Genomic DNA, 18,778 nt, shown 5'->3' with positions numbered 1-18,778 from the left:
CGTTAACATAATCCCCATACAATCCTTAACTAACGCTGTCTTTAAAAAGCACGATAAACATAGCATTCTGCATGAGAAGAATTTTAACCTCGCTATCTTCTCATTAATGCAAATTCAAGGGTGAGCATGAAAGAAATTCACAGTTTGCGGGAAAATATTATTAATGAACTTTTATTTTGGATTGAGGAAAACCTTGAAAGTAATCTAAGCCTCGACAATATTTCAAAAAAAGTCGGATACTCTAAATGGCATTTACAGCGAGTGTTTAAAAGTATGACCGGTACATCACTGGGTGAATATTGCCGTCGCCGTCGGTTATCCAAAACGGCATTACTTTTACGTCTGACTAAAAAAGACATTTATGAAATAGCGATGCAGTACGGCTTCGACTCTCAACAAACGTTCACCCGTGCTTTCCGACAAAATTTCAAAATAACGCCTTACGCCTACAGGCGTGCTGAATATTTTGATATGCAGGGCCTGTTACCCCCCTACTATTTTGAGGCACAAACCCTCGCCAAACCGACCATTGTCACTCTTGAGCCTACGTCGCTGTTTGGTGAGCAAAACTTGGTAAAGTGCGCCGTTGAAAATGGTGAATGTTTTTCACATGAGTTTCGTACCCAGCTTATCGCCAGCACGCTATCATTAGTCGGCGTGACGCCGCCGCGATTCTACGGACTGGTTGACTACTCTCACTATAATGAATCTGAACCCCATTATAAAGTGGGCTACAGGGTTGCTTTTGAGAGAGATCTGCTGCCATTTTTCACTAAAAACTGTGAGAAAGTCGTTATTGAGCAAGGCAAGTATGCGCGATTTACCTATACCGGCGATGTCACCGGCTTTAAAGCGTTTGTCTCCAAAATATATCTTATCGCACTTCCTAAAGAACATCTTATCCGCCGCCGTGGCGTCGACGTTGAGATCCACACGCCAATATTTAACGACATAGATCTCGACTATTTTAACTGTCAGTATTTAGTGCCGATCGAATAACCGAACCTGGTCTTAATGCCATCGCTTAATCCTTTCATGACGCCCGTTATATCTTCAGGTGTAAAAGTTTCGCCGGTTTATTATCAACCTTGAACCTTATCACTTTTACATTCAACGCGGCTTTAACTGCTAAAACCTATTACAGCTACAGACCGTAATCAGGCAAAAATGTAATTAAACGTTTCGAAATCGAACTTATTTGCATGCCCACTTTGATTCTTAATTAAGCATTATTAGCTTAATGTGCTCGAAATGAATTTAGTCGTTTCACTAAATTACAATTATTCATACTAATTAAGAAAAACACCCTGTTTTAGCCATCCCTAGTCGTGACCTGCGTCACACTTAATCCTTTCACCTCTATGACAGCCATGTTAAATATTTATTCGCAGTGCAACGTAATATTTCTGAAATAACAAAAATAAAATGATTGGAGACAGGGTAAATGCGTAATTTTAAAGGGCCAATGATCGTGGGTGGCGTGATGTTATCGGTGCTTTCAGCTAGCGCTCAGGCTGAAATCACTATTTTAGACAAAAATACTCAAAGTGATTCGTTGCTGGCGCCGCTGAGCTTAAAAGTTGGTGGCAGCATTCGACCAGAGTTCACTTTCGAAAATACTAAAAACAAAACACACGGTGCCTCAAGTGGTCACGACGGCGGTACACGTTTCCGTTTCAGCGGTGACTATGCGTTGACCGATCACACCTCGGTCATTGGTATGTATGAGCTGGGTGTGAATATGTATCACCTGCTCGATATCAAGTCTGGGTATACCGACGGCACTGATCTGCTTAAAAAACGTAAGTTGTATTACGGCTTCAAAGACGATCGCTACGGTACTTTCACCTTTGGTAAACAGTACGGCGTGTATTACGACATTGTCGGCAGTAAGAGCGATGTGTGGGATAACGATGGCCAGGCCGCAGGTGAAGGCGTTGGCATCAATGGCGATCAGGATGGCGGAAACCGTCCGGCAAAAAGCTTCAAATACAAAAACACCTTTGGCGCATTTACGGTTGAGGCCCACTACCTGTTGCCTGAAACCGAGTACGCGGCCAACAGCACGCTGCACTACCGTCGCGTAGGCGGTGAAGGTATCGGCGTTGACTATGCCGTAACCCCCACCTTGACGTGGAGTGGCGTTTACACCGTAACCGACGCCCGTGTGAAAGACAGCAACAACGGCAGCGACCAGAAATTCTACCACCAGCAAACCACGGCTACAGCTCTGACCTGGCAGCCGGGAAGCTGGTATTTGGTTGCCACAGCCAACTACTATGACGACTACGTGCCAAGCAAGCGTGAAGATGTGAATCAAAACAACTTCTTTGCCGGCAGTGGCTATGGCGTCGAAGGCTTTGCGGGTTACACATTTACCTTCAACAAGCCGTTCTTTAAATCGATCCAGCCTTACGTTGCAGCAGATTCCCTCAAGCTGAAAGGCGGAGAAGACTACTCGGCCAACCACGTTTATCTGGGTACGGCTTTAGACTTCAACCACGGCATTTCGCTTTATCTGGAACGCACTCTGGCCAATGCACCGGGCCAGTCTGACGAAACCATCGCGACTTTCTACTACAACTTCTAATTGCCCTATTATTTCATGTATAAAAGCCAGTACAGCAATGTACTGGCTTTTTATTAGGGCGACAGCAACGCCATAATATGACGTGGCAACGGATTAGTTATCACACGTCGTTATCTTTTATTTCACGTAAATATTTATAAACAGTTGTTCTTCCTAGCGAAAGTACGCTGGCAATATAGTCTGCCGAGTTCTTTGCCCTGAATGCACCCTCTTGCTGTAAATCCACCACCAGCCTTTTTTTTTGCTCGCGATTTAAAGACGCCAACGAGGTGTTTTGTTTGCGGATCCACTCATGCAGGAAGGTGTTAATCTTCTCCTGCCAGTCATCTTTAAACAGTTCTGCGGGCTGAGGCTGTAGGCGTGTGACTGACAAGAAAAGCTCAAGTGCGTTCTTGGCATCTTCAAAAATACCCGTGCTCAAGTTAACGCATAAAATGTAACCCGCCTTACCCTCGCCGGCGCTGGCAATGCTGATGGAGCGCATCTTTTTGCCATCCCAGTTAAGTTTTTCATAGGGGCCGCTGAGCCGCTCAAATTCATTGAATTCCATTTCATCTAAACCGGCGTCATCACCGAGATTTCTTTTAGACAGATTATTGGCGATATAGGCAACTTTACCGGTGGTGACATTATGGATAACCACTTCCACACTGGGAAAAAAAAGCGCTGCCAACCCGTCGGCGATTGATTTGAGCAACGCAAACTGCGAATCATGATTATCGGCAATCTTAAGCACCTGTCTCTCCACTATTTTGTTGAATCGTCCGTCAGCCCGAGTTGTTGTCAGCTCCAGCCTTTGCAGGGTGGAAGTTAACCATGTGCTAAAGGCCCATTGCAAACAAAAAGTGCATGATGTACTTTTTAGTTCACCCATAAGCAGCCCTCTGTCATTCCGCCGTCCTTGTGTTTGCGAAGACCTGCTTCTCCTCCCCTAATCGAGATATGTGAAATGAAAATTGAACCCTTCGGCGTTGAGCAGTGGATGAATGAGTGGGAAAACCGCTGCGAGTACAACCTTGCTGAAACCTGCGTTGAGTCACTGACCATGCGCCAGCTGCTCGAAATGACGGGTCAAACCGAGTCAGTTCTTGACGATATGCTCAATATCAAGATGACCTACGGGGAGATAACCGGCTCACGGCGACTGCGCCAGCTGATCGCTACGCAGTATGCCAGCCAAACGGCAGACAATATTATGATTGCCCACGGTGCCATTGGGGCTAACGCTCTGATTTATCAGACACTGGTTGAGGCCGGTGACAGGGTAATTTCTGTTTTACCGACCTATCAGCAGCACTATTCCATTCCGGCCAGCTACGGTGCAGAGGTGAAAATTCTGCCGCTGCGCGAAGAAAATGCCTTCCTGCCTGACCCGGAAGAGCTGAAAACGTTGGTGGATAACAAGACCAAAGTCATTGCCCTGAATAACCCAAATAATCCCACCGGCGCGCTGATGGATGAAAAATTATTGCATCAAATCATCGAGATTGCCCGCAGCGTTGACGCTTGGGTTCTTTGTGACGAGGTCTACCGTGGAACCAATCAGCAGGGGGACGGTTATAGTGTCGCGATGGCTGATCTGTATGAAAAAGGCATCAGTACCGCCAGCATGTCCAAGGCATATTCTCTGGCCGGACTGCGTCTGGGATGGATTGCGGCACCCCATGATTTACTCAAAGCCATTGAAGTACATCGCGATTACAACACCATCAGCGTCGGCGTGCTGGACGACTACTTCGCCTGTTTAGCGTTGGAAAACCGCGATAAAATTTTGCAACGCAATCAGGCAATGCTGCGAGACAACCTGCAAACGTTGGATCAGTGGGTCGACAATGAGCCACTCATTAGTTACACCAAACCGCTGGCGGGAACAACCGCCCTGCTCAAATACGACTTGCCGATAGGTTCACGCGATTTTTGTATTCAATTAATCAAACGTTACGGCGTAATGTTTACCCCCGGCGAAGTGATGAGAATGGAGGGCTATTTGCGTATCGGTTTTGCCAACAACAAAGAGGTGTTAGCTAAAGGGTTACCTTTGGTCTCTGCATTTATAAAAGCGCTGGCCAGTGAGCTGAAATAAACGCCGACGTTACCCTGACCATTATTTTTAAACAGATCACCGCTCTTTCACGTCCCCAATAAATTTCTTTATTAAAGGGGACTTCTCCCACTTACGATAGATTAAATTTATCTCTGATGTTATTTCAGGCGCAGAAATAGAGGGATAGGTTACCTCATGTAAAAATACTTTACGGGTCAATATATTAGGCACAATTGAGACGCCCTCGCTAAGCACACCTGAATACAGCGCGGAACTGACATAGCCAATACGTATTTCACCTAACTCACCCCGCCCAGCGCGTTTTGCCACCTCAATTGCCCGCTGCGCCTGATCGATTGTTGCTTGAGCTTCGACCAAGAAAAACTTCCCAGCTTCACTTAATTCCACACTTCTTTTTGAACGGATGAAAAGAGCGGTACCGATCTCTTTTTCTCATTGCCGAATCTGCACTGACTGACTCCCGGTGTTAGTCCACAACGAACATAAGTTAATTTACAGGGCATTGTAGTCATCATTCATAAGCTCAGTATTAGTTTCGCTGTGCAATTGCGGTAACTGTACCCTTCGTGCTGTAACTTTCATTTTGAAAGTCTTATTACTTGCAAAATGCAAGTTACAGTGGAAAGATGGATCAATGAACTCCTTTGGTGAGACATCAAGATGAAAAACACTCCGCTTTATGAAACTTCCTGCCCCATAGCCCGCAGTCTCGGGCGCATTGGGGACAGTTGGTCGGTGATGATCCTGCGTGATATTACTGCCGGTTTTACCCGCTTTGATGAATTTCAAAAAAGTTGTGGCATTGCGCCAAATATCCTGTCGCGCAGGCTAAAAGACTTGATTGACGACGGGTTGGTTGAAAAAGTTAAGTACACCACCTCCCCACCTCGCTATGAGTATCAGCTTACGCAAAAAGGCCGCGATTTCCGTCCGGTACTGCTCGCGCTGGCGGCATGGGGAACCCAGCATTTCTCTCCGGAAGGAACACAGCTGCAACTGGTCGAAACGGACACCCGTCGTGCGGTGCAGGCTGTGTTGGTTGACAGTGAAACCGGCAATCTCATAACCTCCGAGGCTTACTCGATGATGCCCGGCCCGGCCGCTGACCCGATTATTCGCTACCGTCACGACTACCTGAAACAAAAAAAGGCCGGCGTTGACGCCCTGAAATTCACCCCGCCAGAAAAACAGGTTCAAGCGCAATGAGTGTGACGAATGTTGCCCCTCACGTCCGAAGCTCGGGTAAATTTTTGCAGCGCCCGGTTATTGTGCTGGCGCTCTGCGCCTCAGTACTGGCGATCGGCGGATATGGCTTTTACTGGTGGCAAAGCGGCCGGTTTATGCAAACCACCGACGATGCCTACGTCGGCGGAAATATGAGTGTTGTTTCAACCAAGGTAGCAGGCTACATCAGTGAAATTGCGGTAAACGACAACGCCAGAGTCAAGAAAGGCGATTTGCTTATTCGCATCGATGACCGTGATTATCGCGCCGCACTTGATAAATCGCAGGCAGAAATAGCCGCTCAGGAAGCCGCGTTGGAGAACATCGCGGCCTCTCGACAACTGCAACTTGCCACTATTAGTGGAGCAAAAGCGGCAGTTGATGCCGCACTGGCCGTGACCTCAAAGGCAGCTGGCGACAGCCGCCGCTATGATTCTCTTGCCAACTCGGCGGCAATCTCTCAGCAGATTAAAGACAATGCGCGCGCTGATTATCACAAGGCTCAGGCCGATGAAGCCCAGGCTCGTGCAGATTATATGGCGGCACAGCGGCAATTGGCGGTGCTCGATGCACAAGAGAAACAAACTCAGGCGTCTTTGGCCCAGGCACACGCCAGCGCCAATCAGGATAAACTCAATCTTTCTTATACCCAGATCAAAGCGCCCTTTGACGGTGTGGTCGGCAATCGCCATATCTGGATGGGTTCTTATGTGGGAAGCGGCACACAGCTTCTATCGCTGGTCTCTTCCTCAGGTCTGTGGGTTGACGCCAATTTTAAAGAGAATCAATTGGCGCGCATGCAACCAGGTCAGCCGGTGAAAATCATCGCCGACGTCCTTTCTGGTCGCACTTTCCACGGCCGAGTGAGCAGTCTTTCTCCTGCTACCGGCTCACAGTTCAGTATTCTTCCTGCGGAAAATGCCACCGGAAACTTCACTAAAATCGTTCAGCGCGTGCCCGTTCGCATTGAACTTGACAATCAAGATGCCGAATTAGGACTGTTGCGCCCCGGCCTGTCGGTTGAAGCCACCGTCGATGAGAGCGGCAAACCATGAGTGCCACGATGACGACGATTTCACGTTCTCCGGACACCATGCCATCGCGCCAAAAGATCATCGCCTTTGCCACCCTGTGTCTGGGTATGTTTATCGCCCTGATTGATATTCAGATAGTTTCCGCTTCGCTAAAGGACATCGGCGGCGGACTTTCAGCCGGTCAGGATGAAACGGTCTGGGTGCAGACCAGCTATCTGATTGCCGAAATTATTATCATTCCCCTCTCCGGCTGGCTGGCGCGGGTGTTGTCCACGCACTGGCTATTTTGCGTGTCGGCGGCAGGCTTCACCGTGATGAGTTTGCTGTGCGGATGGGCGTGGGACATTCAGAGCATGATCGCGTTTCGCGCGTTGCAGGGTTTTTTCGGCGGTTCGATGATCCCCCTGGTATTCACCACCGCGTTTGCCTTTTATCAGGGCAAACAGCGGGTAATTGCAGCCGCTACCATCGGCGGTATTGCGTCACTGGCCCCGACGCTTGGCCCGACGGTGGGCGGTTGGATAACAGACAACTTTAGCTGGCACTGGCTGTTTTTTATCAACCTGCTGCCGGGGCTTTACATCACCATTGCCGTCCCCGCATTGGTCAGAATTGATAAACCCGATCTTAGTCTGTTAAAAGGTGCCGACTATCTCAGCATTGCACTGCTGGCTCTCTCGTTGGGGTGCCTGGAATATACGCTCGAAGAAGGACCGCGCTGGGGCTGGTTTGACGATGCCACCATTATGCTGACCGGCTGTACTGCGTTTTTCTGCGGCCTGTTTTTTATTCTGCGCACCCTTTATCACCCACAGCCAGTGATGGACCTGTATGCCCTAAAAGATCGCACTTTTGCGCTAGGCTGCTTCTTCTCTTTTATGGCCGGATTGGGGATCTTTTCAACTATCTATATGACCCCACTGTTCCTCGGCACGGTCCGTGGTTTCAGCGCCCTGGATATCGGTCTGGCTATCTTCTCGACCGGCATTTTCCAAATCCTCTCGATTCCTTTCTATTCTTGGTTGGCTAATCGGGTAGATTTACGCTGGTTGCTCATGGTTGGCCTGGCTGGATTTGCTTTTTCAATGTATTTTTTCACCCCGATCACCCACGACTGGGGCGTAGATCAGCTGCTGTTGCCTCAGGCGCTGCGGGGCATTGCGCAACAGTTTGCGGTAGCACCGGCGGTAACGTTAACGCTGGGCAGCATTCTCCCTCAGCGTATGAAATTGGCCTCAGGCCTTTTTAATCTGATGCGAAACTTGGGCGGCGCTATCGGCATTGCGCTCTGTGGCACAATGATCAATAACCGCACCAACATGCACTATAGCCGCCTTGCCGACCATCTTTCACCGACAGACCCCGCGGTAAACGCGCTTGTCAATAGCAGCGCACAGCACAATATTGGGCTGGGTTACTCTTCTGAGCATGCGCAGTCTATTTCGCTGCACTCCTTATCTTCGATGGTAATGAATGAAGCAACGACAATGGCATTCTCCGACACCTTTTATCTGCTGATGGTCTGTTTTCTACTGACGGTTATTTTGGTTCCGCTGATGAAGAAACCCGCAGTTCAACGCTAATTTTTCGCGGCCGGGGTTTATACTACTTTGCTCAACTGGCGGAAAATAAATCCCGGAGCAAGCCGGCTCGCGATTCTAAGAATGTTACTCTGCCCAGGACAAATTTCGCACTTTCCGGCCTCAATGGCGGCCAGCGCTTTGCGAACCAGCACGTCTACCGGCATGCCTTTCTCGCCTTTCATCTTGCCTTTAAATTCTGCAGAAAAAAGCGGCGTTTCCGTCAACGGAGGGGCCAATTCTGCCACCCTGATTTTCGTACCCAGCAGCTGAGCACGAAGGCAGCGCGTGTAGGCATGCATACCCGCTTTGGCGGCAGAGTAAACAGGCGATACTGCAAACGGCACGAACGCTAATCCGGATGAAACGTTAACTATTAGAGCATCGGACTGCGATTTAAGCAGAGGCAAGAACTGCTGCACCATACGCATCGCCCCCTTCAAATTGATATCGACCTCTTGGGTTAGCGCTTCTAGAGTTCTCGGATCCTGTAGCGGCACAATTTTCATCACCCCCGCATTGTTAATCAACGTATCGAGCTTGGGATAATGCGCGGCTACCTGCTCGTGGAGGCTGCGAATATCCTCGGCTTTGCTGACATCGCTTTGGAATATGTGCAGTTCAGGAAAGCGCCCTTTTGCGCGTTGCAGTGCCTGTTCACTTCGCCCTGTGATAAGTACAGTATTGCCAGCTGCAATCAACTGCCCGGCTAATTCCAAACCGATCCCGCTGCTGCCGCCGGTAATCAAAATCGTTCGTGTGCATAATTTCATCGCGCTGCCTTCAAAGGATGTTGTGGAAATACAGCGTAACGCCTATTCTCTCTAATAGAAATAAGGCACCTAAATGTGCCATACACACCTAAAAGAGAGTGTCGATTATGGGCATTGCTAATTTCACCGATCAACAGATAGCCGATGCAAAGCGCTACGCGAACACAACGCCACCTATCGAAATCGATCCGCGAATAAAAGATTTGGTCACCGAGTTAATAGGCCGAGTCGCTGACAAGTGGACAATGCTTATCCTCGAGGCGTTGGCCGAACACGGCACACTGCGATTTAGTCGCTTGGCCGAAGCCGTTGGCGGCATCAGTCAGAAGATGCTGACCCAGACCCTGCGGGCGATGGAGCGCAGCGGACTGGTGAGTCGAACGGTGTATCCGGTCGTGCCACCGAAAGTTGAATACCAATTAACGAGCTTAGGGATGACCTTGGGAGCTGCTTTTTGCGGCGTGTGGGTGTGGGCCAGTGAAAATTTGCAGGCGGTGGAACAGGCAAGAACGACATTTGACCAGCGCGAGTAAAGGCCGCACTGCTAAATACTGCTATTTTTTAAAATATTATCCCGATGGAAATGGAAAACGCTACGGCCTTATTTAACGACGTCTGGACAGTGCGCCAAAACCAACGCTTCGGCATATCAATACGGCGTGGCATCCAATCTCAGACTGATTCACCCGCAGTACGGCAATCAAAATGTTACCTCTAGCGGCTATGCCAGCCTGCATGTTCAGATTTACCGCCATGGTAAACGTCAGCGGTATCAATAAAGTTAATTCCCTGCTCACCCGCTTTAATTATGATACGCCTAGACGTTTCAAGGTCGGTTTCACCACCAAACATCATTGCACCCAAGCACAAAGGTGAAACCTTAAGCCCGCTGCGGCCTAGATTTTTATAATTCATCGTCATTCCTCTCACGTTTCAATGAAAAAATCAGCCAACTGATTACACGAAAGATCAGTATCAAAACCTCGCTGGCTAATATATTTAACGCTTAAATAGTGGCATTCAGGGATTAATTGATTAATAGCGCATCGCGATTAAAGAGATGAGAAATATTCATCAATTACAGCTAACAAGCTGATTTATAGACCAATAAATCCAAATTTAGTGATTGATGAAATTTACACATAAGTGTATTCAATATTCATGCATTAAAGTTATTAAATCGGACAGGTAGAATTAAGCTCTGACTTAATCAATGAGGCGCATATCGTGGATAATACAGTGGCAAACAACGATTCAGCGGTTACTCCGCTAACGTTGCCTTCTTTGGTAATGTACACCGAAAATACTTTATTAAACGATCTGTGGAACAGAACAGCGCTGTCACCACGCGACAGAAGCATCATCACACTGGCGACGATAGTTTCCCGTCATCAGGTCGAAGAACAGCTTAACACCTTAAATCAGGCGTTAGATAACGGGGTAAAACCGGACGAGATTGCAGAAATCATTACTCATCTGGCTTTTTATTCTGGCTGGGGTAATGCGACCTCTGCTGCGCGCGCTGCTCAGCAGGTATTTAATGCCAGAAGCATTAATATCAGTGAGTTACCGGGAAGTAATATCGTTCCCCTGCCGATTAATCAGCAAGCCGAAGACCAGCGCGCCCAGCACGTGAGCAGCCATTTCGCCGATGTCTCACCGGGCGTTGTGCAGTTCACAACCGACGCGGTATTTAACGACCTGTGGCTGCGTCCTGACCTGGCACCTCGCGACCGCAGCCTGGTCACGGTTAGCGCACTGGTCTCCAACGGACAGGTCGCCCAGGTGACGTTTCATTTGAACAAAGCCATGGACAATGGCCTGACTCAATCTCAGGCGGGGGAAGCGCTGACCCAGTTAGCCTTCTATGCTGGCTGGCCAAATGTGTTTTCAGCGTTGCCAATATTCAAGCAGGTCTTTGAGTCGCGAAACGCCTAAACCTTTAGGAAGCTAATCTATGCTTCAATAATAAGAGTTTACTACCACGCTATACGAAAGATTGAGGATACAGATGAAATCACGCGATAACCTGAATGATTATGTCGCTTTCGTCACGGTCGCTCGGGAAAAAAGCTTCACTCGCGCCGCCGCGCAGCTTGGCGTCTCTCAATCTGCGTTGAGTCATACTATCCGTGGTCTTGAAGCGAGTCTGGGCGTACGACTTCTTACCCGAACCACCCGCAGCGTTTCACCGACAGAAGTGGGTCAGCGACTGCTGGATAACCTGGCACCCCGTTTTGAAGAAATAAGCAGTGAAATTGCGTCTATAGGCGATGCATTGGATAAGCCCGCCGGAACGATTAGGATTTCAGCAACGGACTACTCAATTCAGACTGTTCTGTGGCCAAAACTGTCTAAAATCCTCAAAGAGTATCCCGAAATCAATGTCGAGATGATCAACGACTATGGGTTAACCGACATTGTTGCTCATCGATATGACGCAGGTGTCAGATTGGGAGAACAAGTGACTAACGGCATGATATCCATGCGTATTGGTCCCGATATTAGATTTGTCGCGGTCGCCTCCCCTGAGTATTTGAAGGCGAAGGGTATCCCTGAAACGCCTTATCAACTGGCTAAACATCGCTGCATAAATCTTCGCCTGCCGAGCCATGGAGGATTTTACGTCTGGGAATTCCAATACGACGGGAAAGAGGTCAAAGCCCGTGTCGATGGTCAGGTAGTCTTTAACACGGTTATGCAGGTGATAGAGGCGGCAATAGACGGCTTTGGTATAGCGCAGGTACCTGAAGATCTGGTGAGTGATTATATTCAAAAAGGCCAGTTGTCACAGGTTCTTGATGAATGGACACCTTATTGTGAAGGTTTACACATTTTTTATTCAAGCCGTCGCCAATCCTCTAAAGCAATGAAAATTGTCATTGATGCGTTGCGTTATCAACGTTAAATATGTTTATTAAAATCGCGGTAAAAATATGCCCATAGGCATTCACGAGGTGGGCTTATAATTCCACTCATGAATACCGACCCTTTAAGCTGGCGGTGTGAAGGTAATATTTTTATTCACGCCGGTTATTTTTGACATGCTTAATGACATCACAAACTAAAACGCATTTTTTATTAAACTTAAAAGATGTGAAAACTATTTCCAGGAATAAAGTATGACTTTAAATTTTGAAAATCAGGTTGCTTTGGTAACCGGTGCTGCTTCCGGAATGGGCTTTGCCGCAGCAAAAGCCTTTGCCGAGGCGGGCGCCAGTGTATCGTTGGCAGACGTTAATGGCGAGGCCGTTAAGAAAGCGGCTGAAAAGCTGGTGGCCGCAGGTTATGAAGCCATCGGCATTGAGTGTAACGTGGCGGATATCGGTCAGGTTGAATCAATGATCGAACAAACCGTTTCCACCTTTGGCCGGCTAGATTTCGCCTTTAACAATGCCGGTGTACAAAGCCCGGTTGCTGAAACTGCCGACGCCGATCCCAAGGATTACGACTTTGTGATGGACGTTAATCTGCGCGGTATCTGGAACTGCATGAAGTTTGAGCTTATCCAGATGCGCAAACAGGGCAGTGGTGCCATCGTCAACAACTCATCGCTTGGAGGGCTGGTGGGTATCGCCGAGCGCGGTATTTATCACGCATCTAAACACGGCGTTGTAGGTCTGACCAAAAGCGCGGGTCTGGAGTATGCACACAAAGGTATCCGTATTAACGCCGTCTGCCCTGGAATTATTGAGACTCCAATGGTTTCTGGCATGCTTGAAAGCCAACCTGAAGCGATGGCCGAATTGATGAAAGAAGTGCCCATGCGTCGTCTGGGCCGCGCAGAAGAAGTTGCCGATGCCGTTATGTGGCTATGCAGCCCTGCATCGAGCTTTGTTATTGGCCACGCTTTGCCTGTTGATGGGGGTTATACGGTTCGCTAACTCCCCTTCTCTACGGCACGCAGATGTCACACTCGTGCCGTTTCCTCTCTCTTTGCATCAATCAGTTATGCCCGTCTACGCATTAAAATAGAAACAATGGAAAGCTTATGGAAACGCATCCACTACGCCACAGTGAAAATCATCATTTTGTTAACGTTTTTAAAAATAGGCTGCCGTCCCTCTTTTATAAGGACACTTGAAGTGATTTTATTTTTAAATATATAACGATTCACTTAGGGATAATGGCTTAATAAGACATTAATTGATAATGCCCCCCGTGGGTTTTAAAATAACAAACCGGTACAGGGTCAATATTTTCGTGCGTAGAAATGGTATGCTACTCGCCTTTTCTAATAACGATTTTTCTTGAAACTCAACCGGAGACCTCACCGAGCAGGCGATTGAACGCCGCTACGGCCTGACCCTATGACCTACATTTATCTTTTTATTGCCATTATCTCTGAAGTTATTGCCACCAGCTCTTTAAAAGCTTCTGAAGGCTTTACCCGTTTCTATCCTTCCGTGGCGGTGGTTGTGGGCTACATCATCTCTTTCATTCTGTTATCGTTGGTTTTGAAATCAATGCCGGTAGGTATCGCCTACGCCATTTGGGCTGGAATGGGCATTGTGTTGGTTGCCTGCGCCGGTTTTATATTCTTCGGGCAAAAGCTCGATGCCTATGCCATCGGCGGTATGGTGCTGATTATCGCCGGCGTATTAATGATTAATCTGCTGTCGAAAACCGCGGGACATTAACCCTTCCCCTTCATAACGTTGAAACATAATGAAACTAAGCCGCCAGGCTAAATCAAGTTAAGATTTAGGGCGGCTTTTCATTGCTAGCAATCTGCACCACGGCAATGCAGAGTTGCCCATTACGTGCGCAAACACCACTTCCCCCCCACCACCGCTGGTCATCTAGCAATGGCTCACCTCTGATTACTCTTTGAAATAACTCGAAAAGAAGATTATTTTCATTTTACAACTTGCTTGGCACGATGGTTGCTTTTAATAATTGCTAGCAATGTGGCTAGTAAAATCACCCCCTACCATTGTGTGAAGGAAGATCGGATGAAAAAGTACGTGCTGCCGCTTTTACTGACCTGCATGGCGACTCAGGCCGCTGAAGCCGAGAATATAGTTCGCTGGGCGGTTGCCGCCGATATTCCTACGCTTGACCCTGATGCCTTTGCCTCCACCACCGCGCTGACCTTTCAAAATCACATTTATGAGGCCCTGCTTCAACGCGATAACGATTTGAAGCTTCAGCCCACGCTGGCTACGCGTTGGGAATTTATCAATGACACCACGCTGCGTTTTTATCTGCGTCAGGGAGTGAAATTCCAAAACGGCGACGTTTTTGACTCCGCCGACGTGGTGGCTTCCATTGCGCGCGTCACCGACCCGGACTCAGGAATACGCGCTAACGCATCCACGATTAAAGATGCGGTGGCGGTGGATCAATACACTGTGGATATTCATCTCAAGCAAAAAAGCGGCATTGCGCTTAACGAACTCAGCGGCGTGATGATGATGGACAAAGAGTGGATGGAGCAGCATAACGCCCTCAAACCGACCAGCATGAGCCAGGGCACCGAAGGCTATGCCACCAATAATACCAACGGCACCGGGCCGTTTATGTTGGTGAGCCGCCAGCGGGAATCGCAAATGGTATTAAAGAAGAATCCGACCTGGTGGAATAAAGACAACTCGGTTGGCAACGTGGACCAAATAATCTTCAAACCTATCACCTCTGATGCAACGCGCCTGTCGGGTATTTTGGCGAAAGAATACGACTTGGTGACCAGTGTGCCGCTGCAAGATATCGACAGATTGCGCAAAGACACTACGATTCAAACGTTAGTAAGCCCCTCGCTTCGCGTTGATTTCCTTACCTTTAACCTACGCGACACCCTCAACGCCGGCAACGTAGAGGGTAAGAATCCCCTCAAAGATTTACGCGTGCGGCAAGCGTTGATGATGGCGGTGAACCGTGAAGCTATCACGCAAAAAATCATGCGCGGCATGACGCAGGTGGCCAACACCTACCTCGCCCCGCAAATCCCGGGTTATGACACGGCCAATGCAATAAAGTTGGGATACGACCCCGTAAAAGCCAAAGCGCTGCTGGCGGAGGCGGGTTATGAAAAAGGCTTCAAGCTGGCTTTTGACTGCGTGGAAGGCTCCTATATGAACGCCCCTCAGTGGTGTCAGGCAGTCCAAAGTTATTGGGCCAAAATAGGCGTAACGGCCACTCTGACGATGCACACCAACAGTGTTTATAACCAGATAACCGACAATGGAAAAACGGATATTGCGGTTTTAGGCTGGGCTAACCTGCCTATTATGGATGCCTACAGTATCTCTGTGCAGTTGCTGCACACAAATGATAATAGCGGCTTTGGGATGTTTAATATTCCGCGTTATTCCAACCAGCAGGTTGACCAGCTCATTGAGGCCTCTATTCCAGAACTTGACGACAAAAAACGCACCGACATGCTGCGCCAGGAAATAAACCTCGCCCAAGCCGACTTGCCTTATATGCCGATGCACTATGAACCGGTTGTCTGGGTTGAAAATAAAAACCTGACCCTCAAGCAGAGTCCCGATAACGTCGTGCGCCTGTGGTATGCCCGGGTCAATGCTAATTAACAACAGAGAGAGCGCACAATGGTGAGTTATATCATTAAACGGCTGTTGCAAATGATTGGCCTGATGCTGGCGGTGGCGTTTATTTCATTCAGCATGTTTCAGTATTTGGGTGACCCAGTCAATAACATGCTACCGGAAAGCGCAACGCAGCAGGAGCGCACCGATTTGCGCATCAAATTAGGCCTCAGCGACCCTATGCTGACCCAGTTTGCGCGCTTTGTGGTGCGCATTTGCCACGGCGACTTTGGTATTTCCTATTACAACCAGGTAGACGTTTTTCATTTAATTATGGAGCGTCTTCCCGCCACGCTGGAGCTGGTGTTGGTGGCTGTGGTTATCTCATTGCTGGTGGGATTCCCGCTCGGAGTGTGGTCGGCGATAAGTAAAAACCGATTGCTGCTGGGATTAGTGCAATTTTTATCATTGATAGGCGTCTCGCTGCCCAGCTTCCTGATTGGTATTTTGCTGATTATTGTCTTCTCGGTTTATCTAGGAATTTTCCCCTCTAGCGGACGTGGCGTAACGACCCATTTTGGCCTGTGGAGCACCGGACTGCTCAGCGTGAGCGGATGGAAATCCATTGTGCTGCCTGCGCTCTCTCTTTCGCTGTTTATGATAACGCTGATTATGCGTTTGGTGCGCTCGGAAATGCTGGAGGTTATGCGCACAGACTATATTAAGTTCGCCAAAGCGCGCGGCCTGCATAAGGCGAGCATCTATTATCGCCATGCTCTGCGTAACGCGTTATTACCGGTGGTAACGATTGTGGGATTACAAATTGGTGGTCTAATTGCTTTTGCGATTGTCACTGAGACTGTATTCCAATGGCCGGGCATGGGACTGCTTTTTATTCAGGCGATTAATAATGTCGATATTCCGGTTATTTCGGCTTACCTGATATTTATCGCATTAATTTTCATTGTCATTAATACCTTGGTCGATCTGCTTTATTACCTGATTGACCCGCGTATGAAAAAGTCCTGAGTGAGACAACTATGATGAATCAAGACTCCCGGCAACCCGCTGAATTTAACGCAGTCGCTGCGCCCACCCGGTTGCAGTTAATTAAACAAAACCTGACCGCTTTTATAGACAGCGATTTCCTCTACTACTTTTGGAAATCAAAAATCACCGTTATGGCCTTCTTTTGGACCGTAGCGCTGTTAATTTCCGGTATTTTCAGCGGCTGGCTAGCGCCCTATTCAATTTTCGACGCCTCAAGCTTTGACCTGATGAACTCGGAGCTTCCGCCTTCTTGGTTAACCGGGGGTGATGCGCACTTCTGGCTCGGCACCGACGTTCAGGGGCGTGACCTGCTGTCGCTGATGCTTTATGGACTGCATATTTCACTGATTGTCGGCTTAATCAGCGTGGGGCTTTCTCTGCTGATCGGCGTGCTGCTTGGGGTGTTGAGTGGCTATCTCGGCGGGCTGGTCGATACGGTGATTATGCGCTTCGCTGACGCCATGCTGAGCATTCCAACGATTATGTTTTCGCTGCTGATAAGCGGCGTGGCGCGCGGTATTTTGCCCAAGGCGCTACAGGGGGAAATGGCGATGCCGATTATCGTCGCCTCTATTGCCTTGACCGGCTGGATGCAGTACGCCCGCACAATCCGCAGCCTAACGATCCTCGAAAAGCATAAAGAGTATGTGCTGGCCTCCAAAGTTAGCGGGGGCCGTAGCCTGCACATTATGTTTGCCCATATTCTGCCTAACGTGCTGAGTCCGGTTTCCGTGTTGGCGACGCTGCATCTTGGCCTGGCTATCCTCACCGAAGCGACCCTGTCGTTTCTTGGCGTAGGCATGCCGCCAGACCAGCCGTCGCTGGGCACGCTTATCAATGAAGGCAATCAGTATCTGTTTTCCGGCCAGTGGTGGGTGGTGCTGTTTCCCGCCTTGGTATTAGTGACATTGTCACTGGCATTTAACATCCTCGGCGACTGGCTGCGGGATATTCTCAACCCTAAATTACGTTAGGAGAAGACCATGAACAGCAGCCCGCTTTCTTGCCCTCCTCAGGCTCCGTTACTGGAGGTCGAAGGACTCAGCGTTGAGTTTATGCACCGTAAAGGCGCTCTGCTGGCGATCCGCGATGTCTCTTTTTCACTCAACGCCGGTGAAATTCTTGGCGTCGTTGGCGAGTCAGGGGCGGGTAAATCACTTACCGGTTCCGCTATCTCGGGCCTGCTTGAGTCCCCCGGCCGCATCAGTGGCGGCAAAATATTATTTAACGGCCAGCGCATCGACAATCTTAACGAAGCGGAAAGACGCCTGCTGCGGGGCAGAAAAATTAGCTGTATTTTCCAAGACCCGTTGACCAGCCTTAACCCCGTGCTGACCATCGGCGAACAGCTGATTGAAACCATTCGCACTCACCTGCCGCTGAATGCCGAACAGAGCCGCAGTCGCGCCATTGAACTAATGGGAGAAGTCGGTATCAGCAGTGCCGAACAGCGGCTTGAACAGTATCCTCATCAATTTTCCGGCGGCATGCGCCAACGCATTATTATCGCACTGGCGCTGTGCGTGGAACCGGAACTGGTGATCGCCGACGAACCGACTACTGCCCTGGACGTTTCGGTGCAGGCGCAGGTGCTCGGATTGATAAAACGCCTGTGCAAACAGCACGGCACGGCGGTGATGATTATCACTCACGATATGGGAGTGATCGCCGAAATTTGCGACCGTGTGGCGGTAATGTATGCCGGACAGCTGATTGAAACCGGGCCAGTACAACAGGTACTGCAGCAGCCACGGCATCCCTACACGCGCGGGCTGATGGCCTCGATCCCCAGCCTGACCGAGCGCCGCCCACGTCTGGCGCAAATCGACGGCTCAATGCCGCGGCTTAATCAACTTCCCAGCGGCTGTTCTTTTCATCCGCGCTGCACGCAGCGTCTTGAACAGTGCAGTCTGCATTCGCCCACGCTGCAAACACGGGGCGAGACGCGCGTCGCCTGTCTGAATCTTTAAG

18 protein-coding genes and 1 pseudogene are annotated in these 18,778 nt (G+C 49.1%); 15 read left to right on the top strand and 4 right to left on the bottom strand.

Annotated elements, in window-relative coordinates; all coding sequences use genetic code 11:
* Positions 1 to 126 precede the first annotated feature (126 nt).
* Together BS639_RS13845 and BS639_RS13840 are read left to right on the top strand one after the other, a co-directional pair.
* Positions 127 to 999, top strand: a complete 873-nt coding sequence (locus BS639_RS13845; RefSeq protein ID WP_084983369.1) for a helix-turn-helix domain-containing protein — start codon at positions 127 to 129, stop codon at positions 997 to 999.
* 445 nt (positions 1,000 to 1,444) lie between these two features.
* Entirely contained in the window at positions 1,445 to 2,590 is a 1,146-nt protein-coding gene (locus tag BS639_RS13840) for a porin (protein ID WP_055771724.1), read from the top strand.
* Positions 2,591 to 2,690: 100 nt separating this feature from the next.
* On the opposite strand, the gene BS639_RS13835 is transcribed toward BS639_RS13840, so the two are convergent.
* Positions 2,691 to 3,326, bottom strand: a complete 636-nt coding sequence (locus BS639_RS13835; RefSeq protein ID WP_324187985.1) for a helix-turn-helix transcriptional regulator — start codon at positions 3,324 to 3,326, stop codon at positions 2,691 to 2,693.
* 213 nt (positions 3,327 to 3,539) lie between these two features.
* On the opposite strand from BS639_RS13835, the gene BS639_RS13830 reads away from it, so the two are divergent.
* A complete protein-coding gene (locus BS639_RS13830; protein WP_084983367.1) occupies positions 3,540 to 4,673 on the top strand; it encodes an aminotransferase in 1,134 nt (377 codons plus the stop codon).
* A gap of 36 nt (positions 4,674 to 4,709) precedes the next feature.
* Here the strand turns inward: BS639_RS13830 and BS639_RS13825 are convergent, their stop codons facing one another.
* Positions 4,710 to 5,042 carry a hypothetical protein gene (locus tag BS639_RS13825; protein WP_084983366.1) on the bottom strand — a complete coding sequence of 111 codons (333 nt, stop codon included), beginning with the start codon at positions 5,040 to 5,042 and terminating at the stop codon, positions 4,710 to 4,712.
* A gap of 273 nt (positions 5,043 to 5,315) precedes the next feature.
* On the opposite strand from BS639_RS13825, the gene BS639_RS13820 reads away from it, so the two are divergent.
* The 3 genes from BS639_RS13820 to BS639_RS13810 are packed head-to-tail and all read left to right on the top strand — an operon-like array spanning position 5,316 to position 8,496.
* The gene (locus tag BS639_RS13820) at positions 5,316 to 5,861 is read left to right on the top strand and encodes a winged helix-turn-helix transcriptional regulator (protein ID WP_084983365.1); all 546 of its coding nucleotides are present in this window, start codon (positions 5,316 to 5,318) and stop codon (positions 5,859 to 5,861) included.
* The gene (locus tag BS639_RS13815; RefSeq protein ID WP_084983364.1) at positions 5,858 to 6,934 is read left to right on the top strand and encodes an HlyD family secretion protein; all 1,077 of its coding nucleotides are present in this window, start codon (positions 5,858 to 5,860) and stop codon (positions 6,932 to 6,934) included. Before BS639_RS13820 ends, BS639_RS13815 begins: the two co-directional genes overlap by 4 nt.
* Before the next feature lie 8 nt (positions 6,935 to 6,942).
* The gene (locus BS639_RS13810) at positions 6,943 to 8,496 is read left to right on the top strand and encodes a DHA2 family efflux MFS transporter permease subunit (RefSeq protein WP_233427677.1); all 1,554 of its coding nucleotides are present in this window, start codon (positions 6,943 to 6,945) and stop codon (positions 8,494 to 8,496) included.
* Between the two features lie 17 nt (positions 8,497 to 8,513).
* Here BS639_RS13810 and BS639_RS13805 read toward each other — a convergent pair whose 3' ends face one another.
* The gene (locus BS639_RS13805; RefSeq protein ID WP_084983362.1) at positions 8,514 to 9,266 is read right to left on the bottom strand and encodes an SDR family oxidoreductase; all 753 of its coding nucleotides are present in this window, start codon (positions 9,264 to 9,266) and stop codon (positions 8,514 to 8,516) included.
* A gap of 107 nt (positions 9,267 to 9,373) precedes the next feature.
* Between BS639_RS13805 and BS639_RS13800 the strand changes: the two genes are divergently transcribed.
* On the top strand, positions 9,374 to 9,799 hold the full coding sequence (locus BS639_RS13800) for a winged helix-turn-helix transcriptional regulator (protein ID WP_055771708.1): 426 nt from the start codon (positions 9,374 to 9,376) through the stop codon (positions 9,797 to 9,799).
* Between the two features lie 208 nt (positions 9,800 to 10,007).
* Here BS639_RS13800 and BS639_RS13795 read toward each other — a convergent pair.
* A pseudogene (locus tag BS639_RS13795) lies at positions 10,008 to 10,181 on the bottom strand (aldo/keto reductase); the annotation flags it as partial.
* 312 nt (positions 10,182 to 10,493) lie between these two features.
* Between BS639_RS13795 and BS639_RS13790 the strand changes: the two are divergent.
* From BS639_RS13790 to BS639_RS13755, 8 genes are all read left to right on the top strand, one after another.
* Entirely contained in the window at positions 10,494 to 11,204 is a 711-nt protein-coding gene (locus tag BS639_RS13790) for a carboxymuconolactone decarboxylase family protein (RefSeq protein WP_055771671.1), read from the top strand.
* A 73-nt stretch (positions 11,205 to 11,277) separates the two neighbouring features.
* Positions 11,278 to 12,174 carry a LysR family transcriptional regulator gene (locus BS639_RS13785; protein WP_055771669.1) on the top strand — a complete coding sequence of 299 codons (897 nt, stop codon included), beginning with the start codon at positions 11,278 to 11,280 and terminating at the stop codon, positions 12,172 to 12,174.
* Positions 12,175 to 12,388: 214 nt separating this feature from the next.
* On the top strand, positions 12,389 to 13,150 hold the full coding sequence (locus BS639_RS13780; protein WP_084983361.1) for an SDR family oxidoreductase: 762 nt from the start codon (positions 12,389 to 12,391) through the stop codon (positions 13,148 to 13,150).
* Between the two features lie 426 nt (positions 13,151 to 13,576).
* Positions 13,577 to 13,906 (top strand): DMT family transporter, encoded by a 330-nt coding sequence (locus BS639_RS13775; RefSeq protein WP_055771662.1) that lies wholly within the window; start codon positions 13,577 to 13,579, stop codon positions 13,904 to 13,906.
* 315 nt (positions 13,907 to 14,221) lie between these two features.
* Positions 14,222 to 15,802, top strand: coding sequence for an ABC transporter substrate-binding protein (locus tag BS639_RS13770; protein WP_084983360.1), 1,581 nt, complete (start codon positions 14,222 to 14,224; stop codon positions 15,800 to 15,802).
* Between the two features lie 18 nt (positions 15,803 to 15,820).
* Positions 15,821 to 16,786: an ABC transporter permease gene (locus BS639_RS13765; protein ID WP_139804104.1), complete on the top strand. Its 966-nt coding sequence runs from the start codon at positions 15,821 to 15,823 to the stop codon at positions 16,784 to 16,786.
* A gap of 11 nt (positions 16,787 to 16,797) precedes the next feature.
* Positions 16,798 to 17,781 carry an ABC transporter permease gene (locus BS639_RS13760; protein ID WP_082457328.1) on the top strand — a complete coding sequence of 328 codons (984 nt, stop codon included), beginning with the start codon at positions 16,798 to 16,800 and terminating at the stop codon, positions 17,779 to 17,781.
* A 9-nt stretch (positions 17,782 to 17,790) separates the two neighbouring features.
* Entirely contained in the window at positions 17,791 to 18,777 is a 987-nt protein-coding gene (locus tag BS639_RS13755; RefSeq protein WP_233427675.1) for an ABC transporter ATP-binding protein, read from the top strand.
* Position 18,778: the final 1 nt, after the last annotated feature.

The sequence above is a fragment of the Rouxiella silvae genome, from assembly GCF_002093625.1.
Taxonomy (GTDB): Bacteria; Pseudomonadota; Gammaproteobacteria; order Enterobacterales; family Enterobacteriaceae; genus Rouxiella; species Rouxiella silvae.
The sequence above is the reverse complement of the archived record's forward strand: the minus strand, read 5'-3'. Positions and strand labels throughout refer to the sequence as shown.